This window comes from Rhizobium sp. 10N414, from assembly GCF_056394785.1.
Genome location: NZ_JBFTIN010000056.1, coordinates 1 through 18377, shown reverse-complemented (window position 1 = coordinate 18377; position 18377 = coordinate 1). Strand labels below are relative to the sequence as shown.

17 protein-coding genes are annotated in these 18377 nt (G+C 59.7%); 6 read left to right on the top strand and 11 right to left on the bottom strand.

The window, feature by feature from the left end:
- Window positions 1–3: 3 nt before the first annotated feature.
- The 3 genes from AC1DE4_RS29140 to AC1DE4_RS29130 form a co-directional block, all read right to left on the bottom strand.
- Window positions 4–681: a GntR family transcriptional regulator gene (locus tag AC1DE4_RS29140; protein WP_192303034.1), complete on the bottom strand. Its 678-nt coding sequence runs from the start codon at window positions 679–681 to the stop codon at window positions 4–6.
- A 5-nt stretch (window positions 682–686) separates the two neighbouring features.
- The gene (locus tag AC1DE4_RS29135; protein WP_477884316.1) at window positions 687–1571 is read right to left on the bottom strand and encodes a dihydrodipicolinate synthase family protein; all 885 of its coding nucleotides are present in this window, start codon (window positions 1569–1571) and stop codon (window positions 687–689) included.
- Between the two features lie 143 nt (window positions 1572–1714).
- Window positions 1715–2176 carry an Lrp/AsnC family transcriptional regulator gene (locus tag AC1DE4_RS29130; protein ID WP_477884337.1) on the bottom strand — a complete coding sequence of 154 codons (462 nt, stop codon included), beginning with the start codon at window positions 2174–2176 and terminating at the stop codon, window positions 1715–1717.
- Window positions 2177–2303: 127 nt separating this feature from the next.
- Here AC1DE4_RS29130 and putA point away from each other — a divergent pair, with 127 nt between their 5' ends.
- Window positions 2304–6014, top strand: a complete 3711-nt coding sequence (gene putA / locus AC1DE4_RS29125; RefSeq protein WP_477884314.1) for a trifunctional transcriptional regulator/proline dehydrogenase/L-glutamate gamma-semialdehyde dehydrogenase — start codon at window positions 2304–2306, stop codon at window positions 6012–6014.
- Window positions 6015–6144: 130 nt separating this feature from the next.
- On the opposite strand, the gene AC1DE4_RS29120 is transcribed toward putA, so the two are convergent.
- The 4 genes from AC1DE4_RS29120 to AC1DE4_RS29105 all read right to left on the bottom strand — a co-directional run bounded on the left by AC1DE4_RS29120 (window position 6145) and on the right by AC1DE4_RS29105 (window position 10708).
- On the bottom strand, window positions 6145–7653 hold the full coding sequence (locus AC1DE4_RS29120) for an arylsulfatase (RefSeq protein ID WP_477884312.1): 1509 nt from the start codon (window positions 7651–7653) through the stop codon (window positions 6145–6147).
- Between the two features lie 64 nt (window positions 7654–7717).
- A complete protein-coding gene (locus AC1DE4_RS29115; protein ID WP_477884335.1) occupies window positions 7718–8089 on the bottom strand; it encodes a response regulator transcription factor in 372 nt (123 codons plus the stop codon).
- A gap of 100 nt (window positions 8090–8189) precedes the next feature.
- Complete coding sequence (locus AC1DE4_RS29110) at window positions 8190–8822, bottom strand: response regulator transcription factor (protein WP_477884310.1); 633 nt, start codon at window positions 8820–8822, stop codon at window positions 8190–8192.
- Window positions 8819–10708 carry a sensor histidine kinase gene (locus AC1DE4_RS29105; RefSeq protein ID WP_477884308.1) on the bottom strand — a complete coding sequence of 630 codons (1890 nt, stop codon included), beginning with the start codon at window positions 10706–10708 and terminating at the stop codon, window positions 8819–8821. The genes AC1DE4_RS29110 and AC1DE4_RS29105 overlap by 4 nt, the downstream gene beginning before the upstream one ends.
- Window positions 10709–10899: 191 nt before the next feature.
- On the opposite strand from AC1DE4_RS29105, the gene AC1DE4_RS29100 reads away from it, so the two are divergent.
- From AC1DE4_RS29100 to AC1DE4_RS29090, 3 genes are all read left to right on the top strand, one after another.
- On the top strand, window positions 10900–11907 hold the full coding sequence (locus AC1DE4_RS29100; protein ID WP_477884333.1) for an HAD family hydrolase: 1008 nt from the start codon (window positions 10900–10902) through the stop codon (window positions 11905–11907).
- 105 nt (window positions 11908–12012) lie between these two features.
- A complete protein-coding gene (locus AC1DE4_RS29095) occupies window positions 12013–12867 on the top strand; it encodes a hypothetical protein (RefSeq protein WP_477884306.1) in 855 nt (284 codons plus the stop codon).
- A 199-nt stretch (window positions 12868–13066) separates the two neighbouring features.
- On the top strand, window positions 13067–13855 hold the full coding sequence (locus AC1DE4_RS29090; RefSeq protein ID WP_477884304.1) for a hypothetical protein: 789 nt from the start codon (window positions 13067–13069) through the stop codon (window positions 13853–13855).
- 28 nt (window positions 13856–13883) lie between these two features.
- Here the strand turns inward: AC1DE4_RS29090 and AC1DE4_RS29085 are convergent, their stop codons facing one another.
- From AC1DE4_RS29085 to AC1DE4_RS29075, 3 genes are all read right to left on the bottom strand, one after another.
- On the bottom strand, window positions 13884–14315 hold the full coding sequence (locus AC1DE4_RS29085) for a DUF2721 domain-containing protein (RefSeq protein ID WP_477884302.1): 432 nt from the start codon (window positions 14313–14315) through the stop codon (window positions 13884–13886).
- 38 nt (window positions 14316–14353) lie between these two features.
- Window positions 14354–15013 carry a hypothetical protein gene (locus tag AC1DE4_RS29080; protein ID WP_477884300.1) on the bottom strand — a complete coding sequence of 220 codons (660 nt, stop codon included), beginning with the start codon at window positions 15011–15013 and terminating at the stop codon, window positions 14354–14356.
- Window positions 15014–15095: 82 nt separating this feature from the next.
- On the bottom strand, window positions 15096–16769 hold the full coding sequence (locus AC1DE4_RS29075) for an arylsulfatase (RefSeq protein ID WP_192241331.1): 1674 nt from the start codon (window positions 16767–16769) through the stop codon (window positions 15096–15098).
- Window positions 16770–17068: 299 nt separating this feature from the next.
- Between AC1DE4_RS29075 and AC1DE4_RS29070 the strand changes: the two genes are divergently transcribed.
- Entirely contained in the window at window positions 17069–17236 is a 168-nt protein-coding gene (locus AC1DE4_RS29070) for a hypothetical protein (protein WP_477884339.1), read from the top strand.
- A 334-nt stretch (window positions 17237–17570) separates the two neighbouring features.
- Here AC1DE4_RS29070 and AC1DE4_RS29065 read toward each other — a convergent pair whose 3' ends face one another.
- Window positions 17571–17816, bottom strand: a complete 246-nt coding sequence (locus tag AC1DE4_RS29065; protein ID WP_477884298.1) for a helix-turn-helix domain-containing protein — start codon at window positions 17814–17816, stop codon at window positions 17571–17573.
- Between the two features lie 148 nt (window positions 17817–17964).
- Between AC1DE4_RS29065 and AC1DE4_RS29060 the strand changes: the two genes are divergently transcribed.
- Window positions 17965–18377, top strand: a 413-nt coding sequence (locus AC1DE4_RS29060) for a LysR family transcriptional regulator (RefSeq protein ID WP_477884296.1), incomplete at its 3' end; no start/stop codon positions are given.

Here is an 18377-nt window from a genome sequence, read left to right as displayed (position 1 = left end):
CAATTAGATCCGCAGGGCACGATCCCTGGCGTGGTTGATGTGAGCGGCGAGGTTGTTCACCGCATCCTCGGCCGAGCGGCTTTCGATCGCCTCCAGGACCTTGAGATGCTCTCCCATGACAGGACCGACACGCCCGTCGATACGGAAGCGTTCCTGGCTGATCAGGCGCATCTTGATCGAATTGACCCGGTAGGCGTTGGAAATGATCGTATTGCCAAGCGCGTCGATGAAGGCGTCATGCATGCCCCAGTCGACGGCTTGTGCGCGTACTTCAAGCTCATGGGAAGCGTCGCCACTGGCGATGGCTTCGGCGATATCGCGATGCTGCTTGATGAGCCCGGCAATCGTTTCATCGGAGGCGGAGCGCGTAAAAAGCGCCACCGCCTCCTTCTCCAGGAAGAGCCGGAGCTGAAAAGCCTCGCGGATGAGATTGAGGTCGATATGGGCGATCTGCAGGCCGCGCTGCGGGACCGTCTTGATCAGTCCTTCGGCCTCGAGCCGCGGGATTAGCTCGCGAATCGCAGCAAGCGTCAGGCCGGTCAACTCGACGAGGCGGCGCTGGGAGACAAATTGGCCGGGGCGCACGTCGCGCGCCAGCAGGTGGCGCGTGAAGCTTTCATACGCCTTTTCCCGCAGCGTCGGCTGCTCCTCCAGTCCGTCCATTGCCTCCCCCTCGTACATGGCGCCTATGCAGCCTTGGAGCGGAAAAGTGAATCGAAGGCAAGAGCAAGCTGCTCCTGCCCCTCGCCAGATATCGAAATGAGTGGTGGGCGAACCGCAAGCCACACATCGTCGCAGGTTTGCCTGGCTACCATGACCTTGACTGCCGGGGTAACCGGATACTTCAGAAGTTCGGCGACAAAATCCTCGACGCGGGCATCGTCCCTGCCTTCTTCCGCCATCAGCTTGACCTGCGCAGGCAGGAAGTTCGCCATCCCGGAGATCGCACCTTGTCCCCCGAGGCGTACACCCTTTGCAAGGTGGCGCTCGTCGCCGATCAGGATGATGAGGTCACCGTGCGCCTTCAAAAGGGCTTCGGTGAACGGCCAGTCGCCGGACGAATCCTTCACGCCAGTGACAACCGTTGGAAAGGCCGTCCGCAGACGCCCGATCAGAGACACGGTCAGGGGCACCATCGTAACGGAGGGAATATTGTAGACGATGATGTCGCGCGCCTTGTCGCCGAGGATCACAAAGACCGCCGAGAACCATTTGAAGAGGCCGTCATCGCTCACATTCTTGAAGTAGGAGGGCGGGGCAAGCAGGATGTTGCGCACGCCACGCGAAAGCGCATACCCAGCCTGCGCTGCTGCATCTTCGGCGGCGTCAACAAGCACTCCCATGACGATCTTCCGCGGCTCGATACCGGCATCCAGGAATGCTCCGAGGATATGTTCACGCTCCTGGGTGCCAATCGACGATCCCTCGCCGGTGGTGCCAAATAGCGTGACACTCGAACATCCAGCTGCAATGCTTTGTTTTGCCTGCCTAATCATCGTGTCGACAGCGATCTCGCCGTTGGTTTCGAACGGCGTGGCAAGCGCAACGGAAAGCCCAAATTTCTCAGTCAATATCCATCCTCCAAGGCAATGTGTTAGACGTAGCAGACTGACATGTTAGTTGTAAATAGGTAATATATCGCAACGGATATTTTCCCCCGCGCCAAGCGGGGCGGGCGGTGGAAAATTCAGGCTGAGCTGGGCCAGGCCGACCTTCAGGCGCCGTTTTCCTTGACCGCCTCCATGGCCACGAAGGTCGATGTACTGGCGACGAAGGGGAGGCTCGATATCTTCTCGCCGAGCACGAGACGGTAGTTGGCAATGTCTGATGTGCGGATCTTCAAGAGGTAGTCGAAAGCGCCGGCGATCATATGGCACTCCTCGACTTCCTGCAGCTTCCGCGCGGCGATGTTGAAGGCCTTCAGCGCGTGCTCACGCGTGTCGGAGAGCTTTACCTCTGTGAACGCGACATGATTCTTGCCAAGTTTCTTCACGTCGACGATTGCGCGGAAGCCAAGAATATAGCCATCCTCGATCAATCGCTTTAGTCTGACCTGGCAAGGAGTGTTGGACAGGCCGACCTTCTTTGCAAGGTCGGTAATCGACATGCGACCGTCGGCGACAAGGGCCTCGATAATCCTGTGATCGAACTGGTCGATTTCTCTGCTGTTTGCGATGGTATTCACGATATTACCTCTGATTTCCGTGTAAATTAGGCAAATACCCTCCATTCAAGCCTATTTCAAGTGAAATCAACTTCATAGATCTGCTATGTATCAGCCATACCTGATCTGGAGCAAAGACATGACGATCACCAACGATACGGTGGGCAACGAAACCAATGGCGTGCAGCCGCGTGACGCTGCAAATCCTTTCGAGGGTTTCGCGCCGGCGGTCCGACCGCAAAGCGCGCTGCGTCGTGCCATTACGGCAGCTTACCGCACGCCCGAGACCGTCTGTGTTCCCCGCCTCACCGAGGCTGCAACGCTGCCGGAAAAGGTCAGGCAAGACGCAGCTTCGACCGCTCGCAGGCTCATTGCAGCGCTTCGCGCCAAGCACAAGGGCACCGGCGTGGAAGGGCTCGTGCACGAATATTCTCTTTCGAGCCAGGAAGGCGTGGCACTCATGTGTCTCGCCGAGGCCCTGCTGCGCATTCCCGATACAGCAACGCGCGATGCCCTGATCCGCGACAAGATTGCTGAAGGAGATTGGAAGTCGCATCTCGGCGGCGGTCGCTCGCTCTTCGTCAACGCCGCGACCTGGGGTTTGGTGGTAACCGGCAAGCTCACCTCGACAGTCAACGATCGCAACCTCTCGGCAGCGCTCACCCGCCTGATTGCACGCTGTGGCGAGCCTGTCATCCGGCGTGGCGTCGACATGGCGATGCGCATGATGGGCGAGCAGTTCGTTACCGGCGAAACGATCGACGAGGCGCTGCAGCGGGCAAGGCCGCTTGAACAACGCGGCTTCCGCTACTCTTACGACATGCTGGGCGAGGCCGCGACCACAGGCGCCGACGCCGAACGCTACTACAAGGATTATGAAGCGGCGATCCACGCGATCGGCAAGGCGTCCGACCGCCGCGGCATCTACGAAGGCCCCGGCATCTCGATCAAGCTTTCGGCCCTCCATCCCCGCTATTCGAGAGCCCAGAGCGCGCGCGTCATGGGCGAATTGCTGCCGAAGGTGAAGGCACTTGCGCTGATCGCCAGGTCCTACGATATCGGCCTGAACATCGACGCGGAGGAAGCCGACCGGCTGGAACTGTCGCTCGATATCCTCGAAACGCTGTGCCTGGACGAGGACCTTGCCGGCTGGAACGGCATGGGCTTCGTTGTCCAGGCCTATGGCAAGCGTTGCCCCTTTGTCCTCGACTTCATCATCGATCTTGCCCGCCGCGCCGGTCGCCGCATCATGGTTCGACTTGTCAAGGGCGCCTATTGGGATGCCGAAATCAAGCGCGCGCAGCTTGATGGCCTTGAAGACTTCCCTGTCTTTACCCGCAAGATCTACACGGACGTCTCCTATATTGCCTGCGCCAAGAAGCTGCTTGCCGCGACCGATGCCGTCTTCCCGCAGTTTGCCACCCACAATGCACAGACGCTCGCCACCATCTACCACATGGCCGGTTCCGACTACTACGTCGGCAAGTACGAGTTCCAGTGCCTGCACGGTATGGGCGAGCCATTGTACAACGAGGTTGTCGGCCGGCAGAATCTCAACCGCCCGTGCCGCATCTATGCTCCTGTCGGCACCCATGAAACGCTGCTTGCCTATCTTGTGCGCCGCCTTCTCGAAAACGGCGCCAACTCCTCCTTCGTAAACCGGATTGCCGATCCCAATGTCTCCATCGACGAGCTTGTCGCCGATCCGGTTGAGATTGTCGCGAGAATGCAGGTGCCCGGCCAGAAGCACGACAAGATTGCGCTTCCCTCCGACCTCTACGGCCAGCGCCGCAACTCTGCCGGCCTTGATGTCTCCAATGAAACATCGCTACAGGCGCTTACAGAAACACTGAAGGCGAGCGCCACCCTCTCGTGGTCGGCCGCGCCAACCAACCAGACCGAGGCGGCAACTGCCCGCGACGTTCTCAACCCGGCCGACAACCGCGACGTTGTCGGAACAGTACGCGAAGCAACCGCAAAAGAGGTCGCCTCGGCAGCCGCGATCGCCCTGAAAGCTGCTTCGTCCTGGGGATCGGTAACGCCGGGTCAAAGGGCAACACTTCTTGATCGCGCTGCCGACATCATGCAGGCGAGGATGGAGACCTTGCTCGGCCTCATCATCCGCGAAGCCGGCAAATCGTTGCTCAATGCAATTGCCGAAGTGCGCGAGGCAATCGACTTCCTGCGCTACTACGCCGAGCAGACTCGCCGAACCCTTGGCCCTTCGCATGCGCCACTCGGACCGGTCGTGTGCATCAGCCCCTGGAACTTCCCATTGGCAATCTTTACCGGGCAGGTGGCTGCTGCTCTTGTTGCCGGCAACCCGGTTCTTGCCAAGCCCGCAGAAGAAACGCCGCTGATCGCCGCCGAAGCAGTTCGCATCCTGCATGAGGCTGGTATCCCCGACGATGTCGTCCAACTGGTTCCCGGCGACGGAAGGGTAGGGGCGGCCCTCGTCGCAGCGCCTGAAGCCGCCGCTGTGATGTTTACCGGCTCGACCGAGGTCGCCCGACTGATCCAGTCGGAACTTGCCAAGCGTCTGTCAAAGGCTGGCAAGCCGATTCCGCTGATTGCCGAAACTGGCGGTCAGAATGCCATGATCGTCGATTCCTCGGCGCTCGCCGAACAGGTCGTTGGCGACGTGATCGCCTCGGCGTTCGACAGCGCCGGGCAGCGCTGCTCGGCACTTCGTATCCTGTGCCTGCAGGAAGACGTCGCTGATCGCACGCTGGCCATGCTCAAGGGGGCGTTGCGCGAGCTTTCGATCGCAAACACCAACCGGCTGGCCTCCGACATCGGCCCGGTAATCACCGCCGAAGCCAAGGAGATTATCGAGAAGCATGTAGATGCCATGGGCCGTTCCGGCTGTGCTGTGGAGCGCGTCGAATTGCCCGATGCGACCAGGAATGGCACCTTCGTTGCACCGACGATCATTGAGATCAACAGGATCTCTGAACTCAAGCGCGAAGTGTTCGGGCCTGTTCTCCATGTCGTTCGCTGGCGCCGCCAGGACCTCGGCCACCTGATCGACGAGATCAATGCAACCGGATATGGCCTGACCTTCGGGCTCCATACACGCCTCGACGAAACGATTGCGAACGTTACCTCGCAGGTGAAGGCGGGCAACCTCTATGTCAATCGCAACGTCATCGGCGCAGTTGTCGGCGTCCAGCCCTTCGGTGGCCGCGGCTTGTCGGGCACCGGCCCCAAAGCGGGCGGGCCGCTCTATCTCGGGCGCTTAGTGACGACGCCACCGATCCCACCGCAGCACAGTTCCGTCTACAGCGACCCGGCTCTTTCGGACTTTGCGAAGTGGCTGGACCAGCAGGGCCTTTCCGAGGATGCTGAAATGGCGCGCCATCTCGGCAGCCAGTCGGCCCTCGGACTTGAAACCGAACTTGCTGGCCCCGTCGGTGAGCGCAACCTCTATGCGCTTCATCCCCGCGGAGCGATCCTGTGTGCTCCGGTCTCCCGGACCGGGCTCATTCGCCAGGTCTCGGCTGTGCTTGCCACCGGCAACAGCGCGGTAATCGAATGCGATGGGAGCCTCCGCACGACGCTGAAAGATGTTCCCGTCAGCGTCGCACAGCGGATTTCCTGGAAGGAGGCAAGTGCCCAGACCGAGCCGATGGCTGGCGCACTTGTTGAAGGCGATGCTGATCGTGTCTCCGCCATGCTCGCAAAGATCGCCGCGATGCCGGGCCCATTGCTGCTCACACAATCCGCTTCGACAGAGCAGCTCGAGCGCGATCCGGATGCTTATTGCCTCAACTGGCTTCTGGAAGAGGTATCCACCTCGATCAATACCGCCGCGGCCGGCGGCAATGCCAGCCTGATGTCGATCGGCTAGGCGGATCGACGAAACCAGATGCTCTGCTTCAGGCGCAACCAGCTGCGCCTGAAGCAAATCTGTTTTCCGTGTATTTCACACTGGCGACCATGGAACGAGTTGTGCTTCAGTTCGCGCAAGGCTGCGGCAGCTAAAACCTTGTCATGTTCGCCGCCGGCGGGTTAGGTGATCGCGCAAGGCTCGCCTTATATTCTCCCACCGCCTGCAGCAGCGGCCCCAGAACCCAGTTGTACATCTCGCCGATATTGTGCTCCTCCTGTGGATCGGCCTCGATGTTGAACACCTGCGGATACCCGTTCATGGGCGCAGCACTCGCGCCAACGCCTCCCATCAACGTTGCGCCCCCTGCGCCGCTACGGCCCGGCGCCACGTTGACGAAATACGCACGGAACTGTCTCCAGCGGGCTGCGACCAATTCCGACCCGACGAAGGTCAGCAGGTGATCACGGGCACCGTCGTCGTCCTCTCCTAGCAACAGGCTGGTTTGATCCACACCGTCGATTGGCCGGTCATCCGGCACTTTGGCGCCAGCGATATGAGCGAAGGTCGGGAAGAAATCCATGATCGAAAACATCGCGTACGAAGATCCCGGTTTGATCCGTTGCGGCCAGCGTATCGCCGCGGCCGTGCGTATCGCGCCTTCGCTGATCTCGCCAAGCGCACCACGATACGGTCCGGAACTGCCAATATCCGGCATGTCGCCGCCGAACCGGTTTGCGCCAGGGCCGTCCGGTCCATTGTCTGATGCAAAGACCACGATCGTATCCTGCTCAACGCCAAGGTCCTTGATTGCGTCAAGCATCGTTCCAACAATCGCGTCGCCCTCCATCAGGGAGTCCCCGAACTGACCAATCCGCGACGCGCCCTCGAACCGTTTCGAAGGCAGGTTCGGGAAGTGCGTGCGCGATATCGGCAGGTAAAGGAAGAACGGCTTGCCCGCCGATTTTTGCCGCTTCATGAAGTCGATGCCGTGATCCGCCAGCTCCCAATCGATTTCGCGGCGCACTTCCTCGGTGTATGGCTTCACGGATTTAAGTGGCTGGCCGCGGCTCGCTTCGACGATTTGCGGCCCCTTGTCGAGAGGGATATCGAGCGCGTTCGTCTGCCTTGCCTGCCGGATCATTCCAAATGCGTCCCAGGTATCGCCGGGCGGAATACCGTAGAATTCGTCGAAACCCTGGTTTTGCGGTTGACTGTAGGCTTGCGCACCGAGATGCCACTTGCCGAAGATTGCGGTCGCGTAGCCTGCGTCATGCAGCATTTCAGCCATCGTGACTTCGTTTGCCGGCAAGGAAAAAGACGTGCCCGGAACAGCAACCAACGACAGTCCGGAACGAATGGAATAGCGTCCTGTCATCAGGGCTGCGCGAGACGGCGTACAGGAGGGTTCGACCAGAAACTGTGTCAGTCGCAGCCCTTCGGAGGCAAGCTGGTCAATGCGCGGCGTCGGCGATCCACGCAAATTCCCGCCTCCGTAAACGCCGATGTCTCCGTAGCCGATATTGTCGCCGAGAATGAACACGATGTTCGGTTTTGCTTTCTGAGCGGATGCGGTTCCGGCGGAAAACGGATGCACGCTGAGGCAGGACGCCATTGCTAGTGCTTCGGCCATCGGCCGCCAGTGTCTAAGCCATTCCATATTAGACCTCCCTGTTAGCCGTCTGGCTGGTCAGTCTGCCTGAGCGTCGTGGCGGTCGGTCATCTCACGATCCAATCGCCTTCTTCACCGCGTCGATAAGCCCGACCCCAGCGAAAGGCTTTCGCAGATAGGCGATGCACCCGGCTTGTTCTGCCTGGATTTTCAGGCGGGGGTCTTCGAGGGCGGTGATGAAAATCACCGGCAGTTTCGATCCTGCCTCTTTCAACTTGTGCTGCAATTCGATTCCGGACATGCCGCCGAGGTCGATGTCCAATACGAGACAGTCGATCAGGATGTTTGGATCGCGACCGAGGAAGGCTTCTGCAGATTGGTACTCAATGGCCGGAAATCCGTAAGCGTAGAGCAGGCGTCCGACGCTTCGACGCAGGCTCGCATCATCATCGACAACAGCGACCGTGCCGCGCAGCTTTCCCACTATCATGCCCCCATTGTGACATTTCTCGAGATCCGCAGTTGACACCCATTGTAGGCGCGTCGTCGAAAACTCGATATTGCCCTAAGGGGAAGCCGGCCCGTCACTTTGCGTCACGTCGTACCTGTCCGTGGTCGAGGCCGATGTCCGCAGCAATCGAGACAGCCTCTGCGAGTGACCTTGCTCCGAGCTTCTCCATCACCTGATGACGGTGAACCTTTACCGTGCGCTCCGATATACCAAGGGCGTAGGCAATCTGCTTGTTGAGGTTGCCACGGACAACAAGCCCAAACACTTCGGCTTCGCGGGCACTTAAGCCATTGACCAAAGTCCTCATTTGCTGCTGGCGATCATACTCGGTCCTGCGCGTCTCATACTGGGCCAACGCGCGCTGGATGGTTTCCATCAGGACCGCTCCTGAACTCGGCTTCTCCAGGAAGTCTTGGGCGCCCGCTTTCATCGCGTCGACGCCGGCCTTTATGTCCCCTTGTCCCGTAAGAAACACAATCGGAAGCAGCGGCGCGAGCTCGGATAGTTGGTGCTGTACCTGCAAGCCGGACCGACCGGGCATCTGCAGGTCAAGAAGAACGCAGCCCGGCTCGCAGCCTGGAAGGCGGGCAAGAAACGCATCACCGGTCTCATAGACCTCCACCCTGACGCCATGGGCGGAAAGCAGCCGTGCCGTTGCCGTGCGGAAAGATTCATCGTCATCAACGATATGGACGACCGGTTTCATGAGTGTCGCCCCTTGCCTCGGGCAAGCGGGAGCGCCACACGAAAGATTGCGCCACCTTCGGGTCGGTTGGTCGCAGAGATCGTTCCGCCGTAAGTCTCAACGATCGCGCGCGCGATGGAAAGGCCAAGACCCGTTCCTGCCTGCTTTGTCGTGTAGAACGGCTCGAAGATGCTGGAAAGGCGTTCCTGCGGAATTCCGTTGCCCGTGTCGGCCACGCAGAGCTCGGCTTTCTCTTTCACAACTCCTGTCGCCAGCGTCAGAATCCTGCTGTCGGACCCCGCCTCGGTCATGGCATCCATCGCATTGGTCGCCAGGTTGAGGACAACCTGCTGCACATGAACCTTGTCTGCGCGCACCGGTAGCTCTGTCGTCGGCCGCTTTGTCTTGAGCGTGATCCCCCTGCGTTCCGCCTCTCCGTGAATGATACTGACTGCGTTCGAGGTGACATCGTTCAGGTCGAACTCCTGCCAGTCGATCTCGCTTCGTTTCTTGAGCAATCCTCTCATCCGGCCAATGATGTCGCCCGCACGCTGATCATCTGCCTGGATATCGAGAAGGATCTGGTGGATGAGCTGAAGGTCCGGGCTGTCATTTTGAAGCAGTACAGAAGCAGCCTCCGCGTTGTTTCTGATGGCCGACAGTGGCTGATTGAGTTCATGGGCAACGGAAGACGACAACGCCCCCGCTGTCGCAGACTGGTTCAGGTGGACAGCTTCGAGCAGGTGAAGTCGCGACCGGCTCTCTGCGTCCTGGCGACGGCGTCGCTCGAGAAGGAGGGCTGCGATGATGCCAGCCTGCACCAAAACGACTCCAAACGCTCCTGTCACTGCCAGCCAGTGGCCTTCCCAGAGGCCCTTTTCCCTGTACATCTGGATGGCGCCCGCGGGCAGGTTCTTTTCCGCCAAGCCCCAACGCTTCAGTTGTCGCGCGTCGACGATGTAGGTCTGGGGCGCTTGAATATCCTTGATCGGCCTACCGGCAATGGCATCGAGGACTAGGTTGCCGACGGTCTGACCCAAGGTTTCAAATGTGACGGTATTGCCGCCGACGACCCCGTAGTTGATGTAGGTCTGGTAGGGGCCGTAAACCGGAGCACTGGCCGTTGCAGCAATTTTTCCTATCGCTTCGCGCGGTATGAAATTCCGCCCGGCCTGATCCTTGAAGACCGTCAACGCCAGTATGATGCTGTCGGCAGGGACTTCGGCTGCCCGTTCAATGAATTGCTCGATCGTCAGGTTTTCGAGGTAAGTCGTTTCGTATGACTTGGAGAATTCGGCGAGGTCGGCGCGCGCCGTTGCCAACCAACCCTGGTCGAACTCAGACGATCCGCCGATGATGTAGAGGTGACGGGCGCCGGGTTGCAGACCTCGCGCCATTTCCGCGGTCTTCAGAATGTCGAATGTCGTGAACGCGCCGATCACGTCATCGGGAAGGTCGATGTTCTCTGAGGTCGAGTTGCCGAAACCGGCCGCCACTATCTTCGCGTCGGGAGCAATGCTTGCCCGGTTTGTCGAAATGAAACTGGCCGACTCCTTGCCCAGCGCGACAACGACGTCCGGGCGACGGATGGCATACTTCTCTGCCATGTACCGCCCCAGCCGCTGCACATGTTCAGCCTCCGGAAACCGCGACAGGTCCAGGAACTCGGAGAACAGATCGATCTTCCCACTGGTTGCTTCAAGGAGCCGGCCTCGCAGTGCTTCCCCGGCAGCCGTGGTCGCAGCGATCCTTTCGTCATATGGATAAAGTATGAGAACCCGCGGCGACCGATCGAGAGACGGCAGTGTGGTTTGAGAGGCGGCGAGTACGACCGAGGCCGCCAGAAAGAGCGATGCCAGCAAAACGCCAGCGCGCAGTAGTCGACCTTCCCCTTTACCCAAGGCCATCGGTCCACCCCCCAAAGCCGGAGGATGATAACATCTTATCGGTGAGGTGTCATGCGCCGCCAAAGCCACTCATGGTTGCTCAGATTCCCCAAAGGGCAATATCGCGGGGGGAACGCTTTCGTTAGAGTCGATGCATGCCGGAAGAGAAGGAACGCGCAGTCCGCGCCACTCTTGCCCTGGGGGTAAAAACAATGTTCCGCCAGCTCGTCAACGCGCCACTCCACGTGGCTGCCGCCGTCATCTTTGGGACGTTCGCCTTCGCATTATCCGCGTACGCGCAAAGCGATCCCCTACCGTCCTGGAATGATACCGGGCCAAAATCGGCGATTGTGTCGTTCGTGGAGAGAGTGACAAAGCAGGGATCGCCCGAGTTCGTCCCGGAACCGGAACGGATCGCCGTCTTCGACAATGACGGGACCCTATGGGTCGAGCACCCGATGTACACCCAGCTTGCTTTTGCCCTTGACCGCGTGAAGATGCTTTCTCCGCAGCATCCGGAATGGCAGAACCTCCAGCCATTTAAGGCCGTGCTCGACGGCGACATGGAGACACTCGCCGCATCAGGGGAAAAGGGTCTGCTGGAACTCATCATGGTGACCCATGCGGGAATGACCACATCTGATTTTGAGAAGGTGGTGACCGACTGGCTTTCGACGGCCCGCGACCCGAAGTTCAAACGACCCTACACGGAACTCGTATACCAGCCGATGGTCGAGCTGCTTTCCTACCTGCGCGCCAACGGCTTCAAGACGTTCATCGTGTCGGGCGGCGGGGTTGAGTTCATGCGGCCATGGACGGAGAAGGTCTACGGCGTCCCCCCGGAGCAGGTCATCGGCTCCTCGATCAAGACGCAGTTCAAGATGCAGGACGACACGCCGACCTTGTACCGTCTGCCGGAAGTCAACTTCATCGACGACAAGGCCGGTAAGCCGGTTGGGATCAATCAGGAGATCGGTCGTCGTCCCATCGCAGCCTTCGGCAATTCCGACGGCGATCTCGAAATGTTGGAGTGGACGACAATGGCAGGCGCGCCTGCGCGTCTCGGGGTCCTCATTCACCACACCGATGAGGAACGTGAATACGCCTATGACCGCAAGAGCGAATTCGGCCGCCTCGACAAGGCGCTCGATGCGGCCGCGATCACAGGCTGGACCGTCGTCGACATGAAGGCCGACTGGAAAAAGATCTTCAAGGACTAAGCGGCTCTGCTGTTTGGCAGATCGCTGCACCAGAAGTCTGTGACTTCAAAACGGGGCGTGGAAGGTGATGCAACACTACCCCGTTCCAACTGCGAGGACACATCCATGAAACTCGACCGATTGACTACGCTCATTCTGCTCGCAAGCGTCGCTATGAGCCCGGCCACCTTTGCCCAGGACGCACCGAAGAAGCCGCACGTGCCGTTGGAAAAGACGATTGGCGTGGTCACGCCGACAGGGCCGGTCCCGTCATTGGCGGTGCTCAATTCGTCTGGTGCGAAAATGGAAAACGGCAAGCTCGTTCTGACCGGCGTGTCGGCCAATTCGATCGTCTTTGCCGATCGGCCGGTTCGGGCCGCAGGGCATGTGACGACCGAACAATTCATCATGCAGTGGGATGACGGCAAGGACAACTTTGCGGTCGACCCTCCGAACGCAACGGTGTCGGTTCTGGGCGGCGACGGTTCAGATGTCAGCGACGCTGTCGTGACGCTCAAGACCCCTAAACTGGATGGGACGACGCTCACCTTCGATATAACCGTTCTGGAGGGCAGCCTTAATGGTGCCTCCGGACCGGCAGCCCTCTTCATCGATCATTTCGGTGGTGGTGGCGGAGGGTTCGGTGGTGGAGGATTCGGCGGCGGAGGATTCCACGGAGGAGACTTTGCCGGTGGTAGCTTCGGCGGCGGAGGCAGATTCGGAGGCGACATGCGCGGAGGAGACTTTGCGGGCGGTTTCCGGGGAGACGACGTCCATGTCGGCGACACCAACATCAACCGTGTGGGAGGTACATACTGGCATGCGCCCGTCTATCACGGTGCCTGGTATCGTGGTGCTCCGGTTGCCGCGGGCGTGGTTGCAGGCGCTGCGGTGGGCGCGGCCGCAGCGCGACCCTACTACTACAACTCCTACTACAACGGTCAGCAATGTGGGTACTATCCGTTCCCGCCTTGCTATTGATCCCCAGCAAGGGACACGTCACCTTCGTGGCGTGTCCCTGCCGTCAGGAAAGCAAGACTGAGGCCAACAAGCCACAGTTTCAGGCATTCTGTGGCTCCAGCAAGTCCGAATAGCCGTTTCGGCTTGCCGAACTCCAATCCCGTCACGCACTGTCGACCCGGAAGCAATGCTGAGCGGTAAACGAGATCGGGGGATTCTCATGAAAACCATTCACTTGCCTGCGATCGTCATGCTCGCAGTCCTGTCGACCACATCGCTCGGCAATGCGGCTGATCTCACGCCCCTGGCACCCGAAGCGAAAACGGTCGAGACCCGCAGCGGCTGGGAGTTCACCGTGGCGCCCTACTTCTGGGCTGCCGGAATTTCCGGGAACGTGCGCCAATTCGGGCTTCCCGAGGTCAAGATCGATGCCGATTTTGGCGACATTTTCGACAATCTCGACTTCGCCTTCATGGCTACGGCCGAGGCACGTTATGACCGCTACAGCATTGTCGGCGACATCATCTACGTCAAGCTGGGGGCCGATGCGCACACGCCGCGCGGCATCTTCGCCGATAGCGTCGGAGTGACGTCGGAGACCTTTGCAGGCCTTCTGGGCGTGGGCTACGCCGTACTCGAAGATCAGAATGGCCACCTCGACGTGTTCGGCGGCATGAAAGTCTGGTCGGTTGAGACCGACATCACCTTCAACGGCGGACTTCTGGCTGGTGTGGAGCGGGATGACAGTGCCACGTGGGTGGACGCGGTCGTGGGCCTGCGTGGAAACTACTTCTTCACCCCCGAAATCTATGTCACGGGATGGGGGCTGGTGGGCGGTGGCGGCGCCGACGTCGACTGGGACGTGGGCCTCGGCCTCGGCTACAAGTTCAACGACACCATCTCGGCAGTGGCCGGATACCGAGCCATAGGCGTCAACTACGAGGACGATGGTTTTGTCTTCGACGTCGTCCAGCAGGGGCCGATCATAGGGGTAGCCTTCCACTTCTAGTGAAGGCGAACCCGCACAGTTCGATCTATCACCGCAACTGACGATCTTTGTGCTCGCCTTGGGAGAGCCTGATGTCCTGCAGGAACCGGAACAGGGATCCAGCCAGAAAGCAAAGCGACGCGATGAAAAGCACGGCGGCGCCTGGTTCGTGGCGGTACCCCAAGAATGCCACGACAAAGCCGAAGAGGAGTAACAGCGTCACCCCGATCCCGGCAAGGACAGCGAGGTGCAAGGCACTGTTCAAGAGCAGCTCCCGCCGCCTGAGTACGCCGATCTCCTGCTTTAGCCTGGCTCGAACGAGGTCAGCTTCATCGATCTCACGGAGGTTTCTGATCCGCTCGGTAACGGTGGAGATCCGGTTGACGAGCACGGCCACCATCGCCGCGACGCCGTTGAGCATGAACGCGGGCGCCACCGCGTGATTGATCATTGTTGAAAGCTGATCGGCCTCGACTGACATCAGGCACCTTCGATCTCGTCGGCACGAACAATGCGCCGCTACGGAATGACATTGACGGCGCGCGCAGCCACGAGCACGAGCGTCAACAGAGCAATGGCACTTTCGATCATCATCAGTCCCTTCGCACGTCTTGTCAGCGGCAGCACGTCGGTGGGACTGAAGGCAGCCGCCGTATTGAACGCGAGGGAAAGATAGTCGACGTAGAGCGGTCGCCAGTCCGGCGGGGCTAGTTCGGGTGCCGAGGTCTGGGGGAAAAGCCAGTCGGGTCGTCCTGCCATGCTACGCGCGAGGCGCGCTGGACCACCCGCGTCGATCTGCCAGTAGAGCAGCGAGAAGGTGAGGACGTTGCTGATCCAGATCGTAAAGGATGACGTCAACAGCGAAACCGATCGCGTCTCGGGCGGATGCACGGTGATGATCCCGACCATGTCGCCAAGCTCCGCTGCCGTATTCCCCGCGTAAACACCGGCGAGCAGCATGATCGCGACATGCTCGACCCGCAGCCACACGGCATTTTCGCTGGAAAGCGTGACAAGGACCATCGGCACGATGGCTGCCACCAGAACCGCATATGATATCCACCGCGGCAGGGCGTAGACGTGATGCGGCAGCACCTCCAGAAAGGCAAACACTCCGAGGATTGCCAGCACCGGAGCCCACCGCGGTTCATCATGATCTGCTTGGGTGAAATCGCTCATCGTTCGGCCCTCTGCAGTTGGGCATACCGATGTAGCGGCCGCCATGTGACGGCCGCTACAAATGTCGTTATTCGCCTGCGCGTCAGTCGTGACCAGTCTTCATTTCGCGGACCTGCTGCATCACTTGCTCCAGATTATAGCTTGCAGGGCTCTGAAGCGGCGGAAAGTCGATGTAGGTCTCGAGATGCTTCAGCCACAACTGCTGGCCGATGGGCAGGATGTTCCAGTCATAGACATAGGCGGTGGACGGTGACGCGATGGCCCCGCCTGTACCGAAGAGCGTCTTCAACTGTTGTCCGACCGAGGTTTCGAACGGGTCGCGCTTGATGTTGACGACCTGCGTCCAGGCGTAAGGCTGCACGCCGCCGATGAATCCAGCCGGATCGTCTGAGACCATGGCGAAGTACATCTTCCAGTTCTTGTAGCGGACTGCCGACGGCTCCTTGCCGGAATAGTACAGGAACGAGTCGCGCTTGGATGGCGACTTGCCTTCCAGGAAGTCGCGCTGATCGATCCCGTCGAGCGTGGTCTTGACGATGCCAGGATACTTGCCTGCCTCGATCTCTTTTTTCAGGCCGTCCCCCTTGGGCCCACCGGCGATATTCACAAACGTCGGCAGCCAGTCAAGGGCCGAGAACATCTCGTTTTTGACTGTACCAGGCTCGATGTGCCCCGGCCAGCGAACCACGAGCGGTGCACGCATGCCGCCTTCCCAAGTGCTGAGCTTTCCGCCCTTGAACGGAGTGGTGCCGCCGTCCGGGAACGTGATCGTCTCGGCGCCGTTATCGGTCGTGAAGACGACGATGGTATTGTCGAGTTCGCCCATCTCCTCGAGCCTCTTCAAGACGTAGCCGATGTTGTCGTCCATCTGCTTCATCCCGGCTTCGTTGACGCCCCAGTCCTTGCCGCCCTGCTCACCCACCATGTTCAGGTACTTATCCGGCAGGACGGTGGTGATGTGCATGCGCGCAGGGTTGTACCAGACGAAGAACGGCTTGTTGGTCTTCTTCGGGTCGTTGCGGTCGAGAAAATCGATGACCTTGGCGGAGATCTCTTCGTCAACCGTCTTGGAGCGCTCGAGCGTCAGCGGCCCTGCGTCCTTGCATGACTGGTTGGCCGGGGACCCGTCGGAGGATGTGCACGCGAGCATTGGACGCGGCGGCGTCAGGCAGGTCGTGGTTTTTGCGTCCACAGCCGCCGGATCTTCCGCCATGCCAGGAATGGGCGTGTTCCTGCAAGGTGGCGCGATCCCCTGCTCGGTTGAGGTCTTGTTGATGTCGGGGAAGCTCACCCCCTGCATGGCGTCGAGGTGATAGAGATAGCCCCAAAATTCCTGGAACCCGTGTGCCGTCGGCAGGGATTCGGTGGTATCTCCGAGATGGTTCTTGCCGAACTCACCTGTGGAGTAGCCGAGATCGTACAGGAACTTGGCGAGGTGAGGGGTGCCGGCCCGCAGGTAGGACGGACTTCCGGGGATCTCCGGCAGAACCATGCCGACGCGCACCGGCTGCATGCCGGTAATGAACGCGGTCCGCCCTGCCGTGCAGCTCTGCTCGGCATAGTAGGTCATGAACTTCGCGCCCTCCCGGCCGATGCGGTCGATATTGGGGGTTTCACCGACCGCGAGGCCTTGGTGATAGATGCTCGGCTGCATCCATCCGATGTCGTCACCCATGATGAACAGGATGTTGGGCTTCCTCTCCTCCTGCGCATGTATTGTCGCGGTACTCGCAAGCAGGCTGCCCGCGACCGCCATTGCGGTTGTTATCAGCTTCGTGGTCCGTCTCATTTCGAATGCCTCCCCTTGGGGGCCGCCCGATGACGGCCAAGGTTGGTTGAAAGACGAGTCAAAGCAAAAGAGGGTTTTCTCGGCGGCGCCCAGTTCACTACCCAATGGACAGGTCTGCTCCGGTAAAGACGCGGCTCACGGCCGTAGGTGACCCTTGACTTGCAGAAGAGGACTTCCACTCTTCCAACCATTTTCTACAGCGTATTAGAGGATGCAGATATTGCCCTTTAGGGAATCGCCGTGATCAACCGCTGTGCTTGCCAGCGATGGACGCCGAGCGCGACGATGCATTCCTTGCGAGCGCGTCGTGCCTCTCTAAGCAGTTCGAGCGCGATCCTGATGCCTATTGCCTCAACAGGCTTCTGGAAGAGGTATCCACTTCGATCAATACCGCCGCGGCCGGCGGCAATGCCAGCCTGACGTCGATCGGCTAGGCGGATCGACGAAGCCAGATGCTCTTCTGCAGGCGCAACCAGCTGCGCCTGACGAGGATTTGTTTTCCGTGTACTTCACTCGGGAACTGGCGACCATGCAACGAGGTGTGCTTGAATTCGAACGTCCACCGATCGCGGCCGCTTGCTGGCACGAAACCGCCCGCTCTTCCATGCAGATTAAATTAGCCCCGCCTGTCGGATCCGGGCGTCACCGACGCCAATGCCGCGAGTCTAAGCGGCTGGCAGAGCTGCATCATTGATCAGCTTTACCAAGTGTTTGATCTTTCAGCGGTTTGATCGATCGCAAAGGGCGGTTCAAATCTTGTCAGGAACGTCAATCTCGATCTGGAGGTCGTCGTCCGCTACGAAGTGGTTCGATTGGCTTTGTGTCATCGGGCACGGGAGCGAAAAGCTCCGAGATATCACATGAAAGAGCCGTTGCAATTTTCTCGAGCGTGACCACTGTCGGGTTTTTGCTGCCGCGTTCGAGGTGCCCCGCATAAGAGCGCTCGATATCAGCCGTAAGCGCAAGATCATCTTGCGAGATTCCTTTAGAAACTCGCAAACGCCGAAGATTCATTGCAACTCTCTGCCGTGCATCCATGGCGGAAAACACAACATTTGACAACTTATGAAACCACGTATTATAGAACTATGAAAGCAATCTAAGCGTGAATCACCGAACGCAGCACATTGTTGCGGTTTGCTAGCACAAGTGGATGGCCTTCATGGAACTGCGCCAACTCTCCTATTTCAAAGCGGTGGCCGAGGAGCTGCACTTCGGCAGGGCGGCAGCCAGGATGCGTATTGCCCAGCCGGCGCTCAGCAATCATGTGATGTCGCTGGAAAGGGAACTTGGCTGTCCGCTGTTCATCCGCTCGACCAGAAGGGTGGAACTGACCAGGGCAGGGGAAACCTTCTACGATCGCTGTGTGCGGATCCTGAGCGACATCGACCTGACCACCGAACTGACCCGGGCAGCCGGCGGCAGTCGCATCCGCCAGATCAGGATCGGCAGCATCTACCCGGCCACCATGGGCATGCTGCCAACCTTCCTTGCCAAGATCGCCCGCAAGTATCCCGATGTCCGCATCCATATCGCGTCTGGCAATACCGGCGAGATCATCCGCGGCCTGGAGAC

Bases quoted from the DNA above. Each gene is read 5' to 3' on its own strand.
- AC1DE4_RS29140 (WP_192303034.1), bottom strand. From the start codon at position 681: ATGTACGAGGGGGAGGCAATGGACGGACTGGAGGAGCAGCCGACGCTG.
- AC1DE4_RS29110 (WP_477884310.1), bottom strand. From the start codon at position 8,822: ATGAAACCGGTCGTCCATATCGTTGATGACGATGAATCTTTCCGCACG.
- AC1DE4_RS29075 (WP_192241331.1), bottom strand. From the start codon at position 16,769: ATGGCGGTCGCGGGCAGCCTGCTTGCGAGTACCGCGACAATACATGCG.
- AC1DE4_RS29105 (WP_477884308.1), bottom strand. From the start codon at position 10,708: ATGGCCTTGGGTAAAGGGGAAGGTCGACTACTGCGCGCTGGCGTTTTG.
- AC1DE4_RS29065 (WP_477884298.1), bottom strand. From the start codon at position 17,816: ATGAATCTTCGGCGTTTGCGAGTTTCTAAAGGAATCTCGCAAGATGAT.
- AC1DE4_RS29120 (WP_477884312.1), bottom strand. From the start codon at position 7,653: ATGGAATGGCTTAGACACTGGCGGCCGATGGCCGAAGCACTAGCAATG.
- AC1DE4_RS29070 (WP_477884339.1), top strand. From the start codon at position 17,069: ATGGACGCCGAGCGCGACGATGCATTCCTTGCGAGCGCGTCGTGCCTC.
- AC1DE4_RS29085 (WP_477884302.1), bottom strand. From the start codon at position 14,315: ATGTCAGTCGAGGCCGATCAGCTTTCAACAATGATCAATCACGCGGTG.
- AC1DE4_RS29090 (WP_477884304.1), top strand. From the start codon at position 13,067: ATGAAAACCATTCACTTGCCTGCGATCGTCATGCTCGCAGTCCTGTCG.
- AC1DE4_RS29080 (WP_477884300.1), bottom strand. From the start codon at position 15,013: ATGAGCGATTTCACCCAAGCAGATCATGATGAACCGCGGTGGGCTCCG.
- AC1DE4_RS29095 (WP_477884306.1), top strand. From the start codon at position 12,013: ATGAAACTCGACCGATTGACTACGCTCATTCTGCTCGCAAGCGTCGCT.
- putA (WP_477884314.1), top strand. From the start codon at position 2,304: ATGACGATCACCAACGATACGGTGGGCAACGAAACCAATGGCGTGCAG.
- AC1DE4_RS29100 (WP_477884333.1), top strand. From the start codon at position 10,900: ATGTTCCGCCAGCTCGTCAACGCGCCACTCCACGTGGCTGCCGCCGTC.